The sequence below is a fragment of the Flagellimonas amphidinii genome, from assembly GCF_013090115.1.
Lineage (GTDB): Bacteria > Bacteroidota > Bacteroidia > Flavobacteriales > Flavobacteriaceae > Flagellimonas > Flagellimonas amphidinii.
Genome location: NZ_JABFNN010000045.1, coordinates 17401 through 29827, shown reverse-complemented (window position 1 = coordinate 29827; position 12427 = coordinate 17401). Strand labels below are relative to the sequence as shown.

Genomic DNA, 12427 nt, shown 5'->3' with positions numbered 1-12427 from the left:
ATTATTTTCACTCCTATTTTCTATACTAAATTCTGATAAAAAGCGTTACATAAGTCCAAATCTTACTGTAATGCGCATAGTAACCGTTATGCTCGTACTGTTCTCTTTTCCTTTTTTGGGAATGAGTCAAAATGTTGTTACGGGGAAAATTATTGATGAATTGGGGCTTCCCATATATTCCGCTACTGTGGAAATCAATAATACCAAGGATATCACCTACACTGATTTTGACGGTGCTTTTACATTGGAAAGCAAAAAAGATTTTCACTGGAAAATAAAGATTAGCTCCAAGGGCTATAAAACTGAAGCTTTCTTTGTATTAAGTGGTGGCAGTGCCGGTGAGATTATTTTGGAATATAATGAGGAAATGAAGAAGTTATTAGAAGGGAAATAAGCAGACTTGCCCATCATCAATCATCCACAAACTCCGTCATCACAAATTCCACACGTCTGTTCTTTCTTCTTGCCTTATCGGTAAAAGTGCTATCCAATGGTATTTTGTTTCCATACCCTTTTGAACTGATACGCTTTTTTTTCAAACCTAAAGCCATTAGATATTTTGCAACGGTATTGGCCCTTTGCTTGGACAATACATTGTTGTATTCATCTGAGCCTAAATCATCTGTATGCCCACTTATTGACACTTGAAGGTTAGGATGTTTCTTTAGGTACTGATACACACTCTTTAGGTTCTTTTTGGCCTTAGGTTGTAAATCAAACTTATCAAAATTAAAATTGACATGATTCAACACATAGACCTCATTGGGTTTATATTCAGGACCCAGATAGGTTAGAGAAATATCATCTATATAGTAATAGGAATAGCCTTCTGGATTACCGGGCATCTTTTTGAACGGCAAATAATGTGTACCTCCATTACTTTTGAAATTACCCAAGACCAGATTACTTTCAAAACCTTTGGCCACTATCTCCAAACTCAGTTCCATCCATTTACTCTTATCATTATAAAAACTGTTTGCCGGAAATTGTTTGGCATGGGTAGCTTTAATACTCTGAGAAGCCAAAGCGGCATTGGAAAGTTGTCTTTTGGTATGAATGGACAATGGTTTTTCAGAAAGAACAGCTCCTAAATCCATAACAGCGCCATCTGATTTTTCTGCAAGACTCAAGGATAGTTTTAGCTCATACCTATGCCCTTTTTCCAGTGTCTCCGTCAAGGGAACCTGAATATATTCTCTATAGTCTTTGGGTGCGAACAAGTAGAGCCCTGCATAAGCACTTCCTTCAAAAGCTTCTTGCTTACCTTTGAAATTCATGGGTATGCCCAACTTTGTTTTACTGCATTCGTTAAAATAATCTGTGGTGCCCAAAGTAGGTGCATTCCAATATTCGGCATCCCTATTTAGGTTGCTCATTTTCACAGGGCACTCTACAAAATCTTCGAATCCACCGTTGCGAACAAGATTTTGGGCACCTGCAGCTGTTACAAACAGTATGAGCGTGAGGTTGGTTAATATGTATTTGAACCGTAATCGCATGATTTCCAATCCACGTGGTTTCCACCAATCCATTGAAAACAATAGGATTGAAGGTCATGTAATAACGATTTCACTAGTATTTTATTGTATTTTCCTACATATCAGAAGTCGAACTTATAGGAAACACCTGCCAATGCTTGAAACCCCTGCACCCTAAAGTTGGTCCAGTGCTGATAGTCATTGTTTGCAATGTTAGAGGCCTTTACAAAAATTGAAAGTTGTTCGTTGAAGTGGTAACCCACATGGGCATTCGCATCAAAAAAACCATCTAAGGTAACTATGGTAGCCGGAAATTCTGAAGGAGTGGCATTTTGGATAGCCTGGGACACTAAATCATCCCGTTCCCCTACATAAAATAGATTGCCTCCCAAGTACCATTTTTCATTAATTTGATAGTCCACAAACAAAGATCCTTTTATAGATGGCAAGTTCCACGCTGGATTATCCGTCTCTGTATCATAGTCATAAAACTCAGCATTCACTCCCAAAGTAAAGTTTCTGTTGATATCGATATTCAACTCTCCAAAAACACCCAAGGTCTTTACATCATCATAAAAGACTTGGAAAGAATTTCCATAGTAATAGCTTTTTTCATCATCCCGAAAAAGGTTTTGCGGGTTCAAAAAGAAGAGTGGTTTACGGTTCTCCGCCGTATAAGAACCTTTAATGTTGTAGCCCACATTGGACAACAATTGCCCTTTCAACCCCAAATAACCTTCATATTGCTGGTCTGTAGGTTGAATGGTCAGCGTTGGGGAAACATATGGGTTTTCATTGACAAAATCATGATATGAATTTTGTTTCAACTGACCTTCTATTCCGCCATAGGCGATAACATTTTCATCCAACAACCGATAAGATGCGGTCACAGCCGGATAGATATAAAAATTGCTGTCACTATTTTCCGTATCCAATCCATACACAAAACTAGCTCCCAGATTCAAGGTCAAATCATCCCGAAGTACCAAAAGACTCGGGGTCACTCCCGCTTGAAACTGACTGTAATTGATTTCACCATCATTGACGGTATTGTTCAGCGATGTGTTTTTAAAATTCCCATTGACAAAATCCAGTTTTGCACCAATGGTCACCAACTCTTCCGTAATGGGCAATTCTATGGTAGGATTGATCACCACTCGATTTTCCCCTGATTCCGATGAATCCCAAAAACGCCTCAACAATATATTTCCTTCCTTAAAAAAGGAATCTTCCAAATGTATATGAGCCTTGGCTTCCGCATTGAAATAGTTTTGCTGTTCATCCATTGCAGCAATAACAGCCTCATCAAAAACACCATTTTCAATGCCGTACCAATTGTACAGTTGATGTTGCAACCCAATATTGGCTCCCCAATCCATATCTCTATCCTTTTTGGCATAGGAAGCATCCAAGTGGGTATTATAAAAATCAGCGTCCAAGGGCGTTGAATCAATAGCACCTCTAGAGGAATGATGGGTTAATCCAAAATCCAAAAGATCCTCTCCACGGTTAAACTCACGACTGGTATAGAAATCCACCAACGCATTATTGTAATTTCCCAAACCTACAGAAGCGTAGGAATTGTACAATGTGGGAGGCGGTGTCTTTTTAACTCTGGATGCCTTGCCTTTGGCCGGCGTGAAAGTGGAAGCCACAGGTACCGAGAATATATTATAATCAATTTCTTTTTTCTGAAGCACAATGGAATCGTTAAGGTTAGGTGCCGATTTAATTTTAAAGGCATCTGAAACGGTCGGGGAATAGGGTTTGACCACCGTGACCGTTTCAGTACCTATATCATCGGTTTCCTGCGCAATTGCAGTTCCTAAAAGGCTCAAAAATAATAGTGAAAATATATGGATGTTCTTTTGCATTGCTCGTGTCAATTTAGTTGCCGTTAGGATCTACAGATGAATTGCTCTGGGCTTCCTTGGCCTTGATCACTGAAAGCTCTCCTTTAGCCTCGGCCACAATCTCTTCGTATTCTGAAAAATTTGAAATCACACTTTCCAAAATATAGGTGGCCTGAAAGGCATCTCCCAAATTGTAAAAGTTTTTGGCCATAATAACCAATCCCTTGCCTCCCCATTCCTTATAGGGTGCATAATCCTTCGCCAACTTTTGTACTGATGTGTTAGACCCTTCAAAGTCTTGATTTTTATTTTTGAAATATGCATCAAAATACCAAGCCTCTGCAGCCAATTCCCCAGTAGCAATCTTTTTCACTTCCTGATAGGCCGTTTCAGCCAAAACTTCATCATTGGTGGCCATGGCAGATCTAGCAATCATAATCTGTGCATCACTTTTAATCCGATTATCAATATTTGTTGCTTGCAATACTTTTTCGGCATAATTGATGGTCTTGCCGTAATCTTTTTGACCATAATAGCCTTTCATGAGGTTAGATTGCGCAAAGGTTCTGTTCTGAACAATTTCCGCACTGTTTTCCAAACGCTCCAAATAGGGTATAGCTTTTTGATAATCCTGTTTTTCCACATAGATTTCGCAGACCCTCGTTAATGCCTGCTCGGTATATTCTCCGCTACCACTACTGGCAACAACCTGATACTTTGGTAAAGCCTCATCTTTCATACCTTTGGAAAAATAGAGCTGCGCCAGATTAAAATTGACCTCCAAGGCATGGATTCCGTTGGGAAATTCCTTCAAATAATCCTCATAGGCGCGCATTGCCGCATCTGATTTACCCTCTACGTATTTTCGTTCAGCGGCTTCAAAACTTGCATTGTCCAATTCAGCATCGGTCACTTCCACAAAATCTAAATTTCTTGCCCAAGCAGCATATTCACTCACCCTGCCTTCATCAACATAAATTAATTTGGCCGTTGCCACCGCTTGTTTGGACTCCTGTGTACTTGGATATTTTTGCACAACTTGCTTTAGCTTATCCAAAGCTTGATCGTTTCTACTGGCATTGTAGTGCACCAACCCCTGCCTTAAAAGCGCCCTAGGAGCAAACTTACTTCTGCTGTATTCTGAAATTAACTGATCATACATTTGCAATCCCATGCTTTCCTGACCAGTTTTAACATAAGTGTTCCCCAGTTCAAAAAAAGCGTCATCCCGTAAGCTCGATTTAGGATAACGTGTCAAAAATTGGTTCAATTCATCAATTTTAGCAGTATTACTCCCCAAAAATCCAGCACACAACGCCTTTTGAAAAGCAGCATACGCCCGCTCTGGACCATTTGTTTTTGAAGCTTCGTCATAAGCCGATTGCGCTTGACGATATTTACTGGTTACAAAATAACTGTCCCCTAACCTTACATATCCATCATTACGTTTTTCTGCTTCAATGGAACTCGATGTAACAACCTTTTTAAAATGTGTGATGGCATTGCCATAGGCCTTCAATTTGAAATAGCAATAGCCCATATTATAATCCAATTCTTGATATTCTTCCATGTGTTGAGCACTCGGCAATCCTTGAAAACGGGTAAAATCAGTTAAAGCATCATCAAAACGATTCATTCTATATTCAGATTCAGCTTTCCAGTACTGCGCTCTAGCTTCAAAATCTTGATTTTCTGCACTTTTTAGCGATTTGGAGAATCGTGCTGCAGCTTCCTCATATTTTCCATCAATGAACAGTTCCACACCACGATAGTACGCTACCTTTTGATACGTTTCCTTGCTAGCGTAGCCCTTGTTTTCTTCCAAAAGTTGCATGGCCCCTTCAAAATTCTTGGAAGTTATATAAGAATCCACCAAGAGTTCTTGTATCTCCTGTTGATGCTCATCTTTGGGGTATTTTTCCAAATATGCTGCCATTACTTCGGGGACAGGCTCATACGGATTTCCTATTTCATAGCTTAATCTGGCATAATTGAGCAAAGCATCTTTTTGAATCTCCGCACTAAAATCCATTTGCGAAGCATTTCGGAACGCATTTAAGGCTTCGGATTTCTTATCGAGCTTTAAATAGCACTCCGCCAAATGATAATAGGCATTTTGCGAAACACTATTGGTACCGCCAATTATTTTATTGAACTGTTGAATGGCACCTTCAAAATCACCTTGTTTGTAATGACTATAACCCAACAAATAATAATCCGTGTTGCTCATCTTGCCTCTTTTGCCCTTGTATTTTTGCAGATAGGGAATGGCCTCACTGTACTGTTTTAGATTGAAATAACTCTCTCCAATGATTTTATTGAGTTCCGACTTTTCTTTACGGTCAGATTTGGGCAATTGTTTTTTGGCCATGGCAATGGCTTCTTCAAAATTTCCCAGCTTAAAGTTCAGGTCAGCTTGATAATAGGACAGTTTCTCATTGAGTAATTCTGGGTCAGTGATTTGGTCAAATCGAGCGCTTGCTTCATTATAATCATCTTGTTCATAGGCGATATAACCCAAATAGTATTTGGCCTGCGAACCATATTTTGGCGAATTGCTCACCTTGCTTAAATACCGCTCCGCTTGTTTGGGTCGTTTAGAAGCGTATAGAGCATATCCATTATTAAAATTGAATCGTTCTTGATCCGCATTGGACATAGAGGATTCGTCAACTTTTTTGTACCACTTTAATGCATATGGATATTTTCCAGTCTCAAAATAATAATCGGCCACATCCAAAAAAGCTGAATTACGTTTGGTGGAGGTAGGATAACGCTCCACGAAATCCTCCATCATTTTATCAGCACCACGTTGATTTAAACGTATGGCAGCATTGGCAGCATAATATGTGCTGTTGGCCTCAGTTTCATAATTCTTGGTGTTGGCCTTAACTTTTTCAAAAATGGTTTGGGCGGCCTGATATTGCTGATTATTGTAGAGAGCCAGAGCATCTTGAAATGCTTTATCCTCATGTGAATAAATTTGGGTTTCCTGACCGGATAAAATACAAATAATTCCCAAGAAGAAGGGAAAAACAAGGAGGTTCTTTCGATTCATAGTGTTCTACGCTGTTCTCGATTGACTGTTACCATAACGTCAAAATTTAAGCCAAAGTATAATTTCCTTTTAAGAAGAAGAATTTAAAAAGACATTATGAGGTATAATTTTAGAACTTAGTACCTTTACTTTTCAAAGCAACATTATGCCCGAAACTGTCGTAAAACTAAAAGATGCCGCCGTTTTTCAAAACGAGAACCTTATTTTGAACCATATTGACCTAGAGGTGAAGAAAGGGGATTTTGTTTACGTAATAGGTAAAACTGGAAGCGGTAAAAGTAGTTTTATGAAGACCTTATATGCCGATCTTCCCCTAAAGCAAGGCTCAGGAAATGTAGTGGATTTTGATTTGAAGGGACTTCCCGAAAAAGACATCCCTTTTTTACGAAGAAAGTTGGGCATCGTCTTTCAAGATTTTAAGTTGTTGCCCGATCGCAATGTGAACAATAACCTTAGGTTCGTACTCAAAGCTACGGGTTGGACCGATGCATCCAAAATGGATTCTAAAATTGAAGAGGTCTTGGACAAAGTGGACATGAAAACCAAAGGTTTTAAATTTCCGCATGAGCTATCTGGAGGAGAACAACAACGTATAGCAATTGCGCGTGCCCTACTCAACGACCCAGAGCTGATACTAGCTGATGAGCCAACCGGAAATTTAGACCCCCAGACGAGTGTAGAGGTCATGAAGGTCTTGCAGGATATCAATCAAAATGGACGGACCATTATCATGGCCACACACGATTATGCCTTAATTCTGAAATACCCCCATAAAACATTGAAATGTGATGGCAGTAAAGTTTTTGAGGTGATTCAAAAAGCTGTTTAATTCTTTTTGAAAAGCCTCGTTGACAACTATTGAATATTGATTGTAAACCAGCGCTTTAACCACCCCAAAGTTTTTTGTTTCTTTGCCAAAACAAAACTAACATCCCATTTATGGAAATTTTAGGTATTGATATTGGTGGCACTGGAATCAAAGGTGCCTTGGTGAATGCAGAGACAGGAGAAATGTTGACTGAGCGCTTTCGTATCCCCACCCCAAGTTCCAGAAAACCTGAAGAAATGGCTGAAGTGGTCGCCCAAATTGTGAAACACTTCAATTATAGTGGTCCTGTGGGTTGCGGATTTCCTTCTATAGTAAAAAATGGCGTGTGCCTGTCTGAGGGCAATTTGCATCCGAGCTGGGTCGGTGTTAACATTGACGAATTGTTCACCAAGGCAACCGGTAACGAATTCACTGTATTGAACGATGCTGATGCTGCCGGCTACGCATCCATGAATTACGGCATTGGGAAAGGCCAAAAAGGTTTTGTGGTCATGATTACCATTGGTACCGGACTTGGCAGTGGCGCATTCTTCAACGGTGTTCTTATTCCAAATTTTGAATTGGGGCAAATTCCCTATAAAAAATACAAGAAAATTGAAAAATGGGCTGCAGCTTCCGCTAAAGAACGAGAAAATCTTAGTTATGAAAAATGGGGCAAGCGCTTCAACAAATTTCTTAGATTGGTAGAACTTATTGTATCTCCAGACCTTATCATAGTTGGTGGAGGAACTTCAAAAAAATGGAAGGAATTCAACCATTTGATAGCTATTGAAACCAAAGTGGTAAAAGCCGAACTAATGAACCATGCAGGTATCATTGGTGCTGCGGTTGCCTGTCTACGGGAGCAACACCATGGCCATTTGGACTAAAATGAACTAAAATTATCTTATTAGTGAAAAATGACCTTTATGGATTCTTCCATTTTGCCGGGTCACCACAAACCAATAGTCCGAAGATGGCATGCGCCTCCCCATAAAGGTTCCATCCCAAGAAGCACTGGAATCCATTTGCACCAGTAATTTTCCATATCGATCATAGATACTGATCAACAAATCCGGTTCGGTCTCGGAAAATTGTATCAACCACTCATCATTCTTACCATCGCTGTTAGGGGTGAAAAATTTCTGATAATTAAGGATATAGACCATCTGATTGGTATACCCACACCCACTTTTCTCGCGTACATAAACTGTGTACTCCCCTCTTTCAAGATCCGTAAAAATATTACTGTCCTGATAGTTGATTCCATCAATGGAGTATTCATAATCCCCCACACTGGCATTGGACAGGTATACCTCAATGACATTTTCCGATTCTGTCCAATCCTCAATATCAATACTGGTGATTATGGGTGCATTTGCCAGGGAAACCTCAATATCTTGGGTGGTATTGCATAGCAGGCCATTGGTTTCTTGGGTCACCGTTACCCAATAAGATCCAGGTTCGTACAGTATGACAGAGCTGGTAGTTTCCGAAGTAGACCATAAATAAGAATCAAAGTCCGGGCCTGCATCAAGAATTAAGACCTCATCTTCACAGATGACGGCATTTTCATCAATCTCAATGATTGGAGATGCCTGTAAATTTATGGCCACCTGTGCTATTTGGGAGCAATTGTCCGAAGATTCGATACGCACAAACACCTGAGTATCCAACGAGGTCCATTCGTAATTTGATGGTTCATCGATGCCATCGTCCTCCGTTGCACTTTCGGCCCCGCTCTGGGTTGTATAATAGCTATAGATGCAATCGGCACAGGCGGTTATCTCGCTTTCGTACTGGGTAAGGTCCACAATTTCCACGCCATCGTTCAAATCGTCACAAATGATATCTGTTACATCTTGAAAAGCCAGTGTTGGCTCCACAATAGTAATCAAAACAGGTATCCTCACATCGCTTACACAACCGTTTGTTGTCTCCAATGCCCCATAATATGTCTCTCCGTCCACCAGTTCAGTATCGACCCCCAGTTCATTTCCGTCCGTGGCCGCATCATACCACAAAGCATCTCCTGTGACCTCAATATCTGATACGGTGGCATTCTGTGTGGTACAAAATGTTTGTTCCGCCTCTCCCGTCAAAGGCTCTGGGGTCTCCAAAATTTCAATAGTGAACACATCTGAAACGATTCTACAGGAGATAGTGTCTATATTATCGCCACTGGCTATGGAAACACGGAATAGAAAAGTACCTGACTCGCCATCATTGCTAAATATATAGGAAGAAGATGTTTCCCCGGATATATCCGTCCAGGTTACGCCGTTATCGTTGGAATACTGCCATTGATATCGAGGATCCGTATAACCGGATGAAATAGTACTTTCAAAAGTATAGCTCACCGACTCATCTTCACAAATGGTCAAGCTAGTACTGGTCTCGTTTTCTATAGTAGTTGTAATGATCGGACCACAGGGACTAAATGCAATATCGTCCAAAGCAATATCGTTCCCGGGTCTGGCACTGGGCGCAAAGTTCAACATGGTGATGATGACTTCCGTTTCATCTGCCGTAGAAAAATAAAAACCATATTGAATCCATGTAGGTGAAGATGATTGCTCAATATCCCCTGTATTGTAGGAACCCAGAACATTTCCTGATGTATCACTGATGCGAAAGGTCACATCTGGACTGTATTGATCTGTGGTAGAAGTATCCAATACATTCATGACCCAAGCGGAAAACTCGTAAGTGGTATTTGCACATAGTCCCGTTACGGTTTGGGTATAAAATACGCCTTCATCCGCCAATACGGCACTGTTGATGACCATCATGTATCCATTGGTATCGCCTGTATGATCGGTAGTGGTAAACCAATTCCCCTTTAGGCCGCTTGTTGTATTGGCAATGGTATATTCGCCTTCCCCCAACTGACCGGAAGATACATAGGTAAAGGCCGTTACATCTGAACCAAGGGCATCTCCCCTTCCGGTTCCTGATCCAAAATCGATTTCAACTACGGGGTCGCCCAAACTGCCTTCGCACAACTGGGCCTTGAGTCCCAACGTAGAGCAAGTAAGGATAAGTAAGCAGTATAACTGTTTAGTGTGCAATTTTTTATATTCAATTTATTGCACACCAACAACAAATTCAAAACCGCTATACCATATTGAAAAATGTATCTACCAACCCAAAAAAATCATCTACCAAAGTATGTGGGTCCCTTACTTTGCTTTTGTGATTTCCCAAAAAATCATCCAATTTTATTGCGCTTCCGATCTACTTCCTTAAGGAAAATCTTGCGCAACCGAAGATGGTTAGGGGTTACCTCAACATATTCGTCCTTTTGGATGTATTCCAAAGCTTCTTCCAATGAAAACTTAATGGCGGGGACTATTTTGGCCTTATCATCTGCTCCAGCTGATCGCACATTGCTCAGTTTTTTGGTCTTGGTCACATTGATGGTCATATCATCACCTCTGGAGTTTTCACCAATCACCTGTCCTTCATAGATGTCTTCCCCTGGATCAATAAAGAATTTCCCTCTTTCTTGTAATTTATCGATAGAGTAAGGAATCGCTGTTCCATTTTCCATGGATACCAAAGATCCATTTTGTCTTTGGGCAATTTCTCCTTTTAGGGGTTGGTATTCCAAAAATCTGTGCGCCATAATGGCTTCTCCAGCGGTTGCGGTCAATAATTGGTTTCGCAAACCTATAATCCCTCTTGAAGGAATTACGAATTCACAGATCATTCGGGAACCCTTGGCTTCCATACTGGTCATCTCCCCTTTTCTAATGGAAACCATCTCCACAGCCTTACCGGATACTTCCTCAGGTAAATCAATGGTCAATTGCTCTACTGGCTCACATTTTACCCCATCAATTTCTTTAATGATCACCTGGGGCTGACCTATTTGAAGTTCATATCCTTCACGGCGCATGGTTTCAATCAGAACAGAAAGGTGCAATACACCTCTACCAAAAACCATGAACTTATCTGCACTATCTGTTTCTTGTACACGCAGCGCCAAGTTCTTTTCCAGTTCTTTTTCCAGTCTTTCCTTAATATGTCTTGAGGTAACAAATTTACCATCCTTTCCAAAAAACGGGCTATCGTTAATGGTGAACAACATACTCATGGTAGGTTCATCAATAGCAATGGTCTTCAGTTGCTCGGGATTTTCAAAATCGGCTACGGTATCACCTATTTCAAAGCCTTCCATACCCACTATGGCACAAATATCTCCAGCAACTACTTCTTCCACTTTCTGGCGACCCAATCCTTCAAAAGTGAAGAGTTCCTTCACTTTCGTCTTCACAATGCTTCCATCTCTTTTGACCAAGGAAATCTGCTGGTTCGTTTTAAGAGTACCACGTTGCAATCTTCCAATGGCAATTCGTCCAGTAAAAGAAGAAAAATCCAAGGAAGTAATCAGCATTTGTGTGCTTCCCTCTTCTGGCTTGAATTCAGGAACATGCTCAATGACCATATCCAAAAGCGGCTCTATATTCTCTGTTGGTTTTTGCCAGTCCTCACCCATCCAATTGTTCTTCGCTGAGCCATAAACGGTTGGGAAATCCAACTGCCATTCCTCGGCTCCGAGCTCAAACATCAAATCAAAAACCTTTTCATGAACCTCATCCGGGGTACAGTTTTCCTTATCTACCTTGTTGATGACCACACAGGGCTTCAAGCCAAGGTCAATGGCTTTTTGCAATACAAATCGTGTCTGCGGCATGGGTCCTTCAAAGGCGTCCACCAATAAAAGAACTCCATCGGCCATATTGAGGACCCGTTCTACTTCGCCTCCAAAATCGGCGTGGCCAGGGGTATCAATAATATTTATTTTGGTGTCTTTGTAGACTACGGAAACATTCTTGGAAACAATGGTGATTCCCCGCTCCCGCTCCAAATCGTTATTATCCAGAATAAGTTCTCCTTTGTTCTCATTGTCCCGAAACAAACGGCAATGGTACATGATCTTATCCACCAAAGTAGTTTTACCGTGGTCAACGTGGGCAATGATTGCAATATTCTTGATTTTGGACATAACCTGATTTTTAAGCCCGCAAAGATACTGCTATTTTCTACTTGTCAAATGCCTTGAACGTTATTTTTATCTTATTGATTTTGAAGACGTTCTCTTTTATCTCCTTTTACTGACTACCCAACTGTAAATCTTCAACTAAAAGTGGACCAACTCTAGTTTAAAGTTAAGTGATGGTTTTACTATCTTCAAGGCTAGCCTTGGAGATAGATTCATTAACCT

General features: G+C 40.6%; 8 protein-coding genes. 3 read left to right on the top strand and 5 right to left on the bottom strand.

Translation table 11 applies throughout. The annotated features are described in order from the left end of the window. Positions 1–70: 70 nt before the first annotated feature. Positions 71–394, top strand: coding sequence for a carboxypeptidase-like regulatory domain-containing protein (locus HJC33_RS16690; protein WP_171659986.1), 324 nt, complete (start codon positions 71–73; stop codon positions 392–394). 16 nt (positions 395–410) lie between these two features. Here the strand turns inward: HJC33_RS16690 and HJC33_RS16685 are convergent, their stop codons facing one another. The 3 genes from HJC33_RS16685 to HJC33_RS16675 form a co-directional block, all read right to left on the bottom strand. Further along, entirely contained in the window at positions 411–1532 is a 1122-nt protein-coding gene (locus HJC33_RS16685; RefSeq protein ID WP_171659985.1) for an OmpA family protein, read from the bottom strand. A 68-nt stretch (positions 1533–1600) separates the two neighbouring features. Further along, on the bottom strand, positions 1601–3352 hold the full coding sequence (locus HJC33_RS16680; RefSeq protein ID WP_171659984.1) for a TonB-dependent receptor: 1752 nt from the start codon (positions 3350–3352) through the stop codon (positions 1601–1603). Positions 3353–3365: 13 nt separating this feature from the next. Further along, on the bottom strand, positions 3366–6389 hold the full coding sequence (locus HJC33_RS16675; RefSeq protein WP_171659983.1) for a tetratricopeptide repeat protein: 3024 nt from the start codon (positions 6387–6389) through the stop codon (positions 3366–3368). A gap of 145 nt (positions 6390–6534) precedes the next feature. On the opposite strand from HJC33_RS16675, the gene HJC33_RS16670 reads away from it, so the two are divergent. Together HJC33_RS16670 and ppgK are read left to right on the top strand one after the other, a co-directional pair. Next, complete coding sequence (locus HJC33_RS16670; protein WP_171659982.1) at positions 6535–7218, top strand: cell division ATP-binding protein FtsE; 684 nt, start codon at positions 6535–6537, stop codon at positions 7216–7218. A gap of 110 nt (positions 7219–7328) precedes the next feature. Then, positions 7329–8087 (top strand): polyphosphate--glucose phosphotransferase, encoded by a 759-nt coding sequence (gene ppgK / locus HJC33_RS16665; protein WP_171659981.1) that lies wholly within the window; start codon positions 7329–7331, stop codon positions 8085–8087. Between the two features lie 12 nt (positions 8088–8099). Here ppgK and HJC33_RS16660 read toward each other — a convergent pair whose 3' ends face one another. Together HJC33_RS16660 and typA are read right to left on the bottom strand one after the other, a co-directional pair. Then, positions 8100–10220, bottom strand: a complete 2121-nt coding sequence (locus HJC33_RS16660; protein WP_171659980.1) for a T9SS type B sorting domain-containing protein — start codon at positions 10218–10220, stop codon at positions 8100–8102. Positions 10221–10408: 188 nt separating this feature from the next. Continuing rightward, positions 10409–12208: a translational GTPase TypA gene (gene typA, locus HJC33_RS16655; protein WP_171659979.1), complete on the bottom strand. Its 1800-nt coding sequence runs from the start codon at positions 12206–12208 to the stop codon at positions 10409–10411. Between the last annotated feature and the right edge of the window lie 219 nt (positions 12209–12427).

What these genes read in the sequence shown, in the direction of transcription:
- HJC33_RS16685 (WP_171659985.1), bottom strand. Translation starts at nt 1,532, where the DNA reads ATGGATTGGTGGAAACCACGTGGATTGGAAATCATGCGATTACGGTTC.
- typA (WP_171659979.1), bottom strand. Translation starts at nt 12,208, where the DNA reads ATGTCCAAAATCAAGAATATTGCAATCATTGCCCACGTTGACCACGGT.
- ppgK (WP_171659981.1), top strand. Translation starts at nt 7,329, where the DNA reads ATGGAAATTTTAGGTATTGATATTGGTGGCACTGGAATCAAAGGTGCC.
- HJC33_RS16675 (WP_171659983.1), bottom strand. Translation starts at nt 6,389, where the DNA reads ATGAATCGAAAGAACCTCCTTGTTTTTCCCTTCTTCTTGGGAATTATT.
- HJC33_RS16690 (WP_171659986.1), top strand. Translation starts at nt 71, where the DNA reads ATGCGCATAGTAACCGTTATGCTCGTACTGTTCTCTTTTCCTTTTTTG.
- HJC33_RS16680 (WP_171659984.1), bottom strand. Translation starts at nt 3,352, where the DNA reads ATGCAAAAGAACATCCATATATTTTCACTATTATTTTTGAGCCTTTTA.
- HJC33_RS16670 (WP_171659982.1), top strand. Translation starts at nt 6,535, where the DNA reads ATGCCCGAAACTGTCGTAAAACTAAAAGATGCCGCCGTTTTTCAAAAC.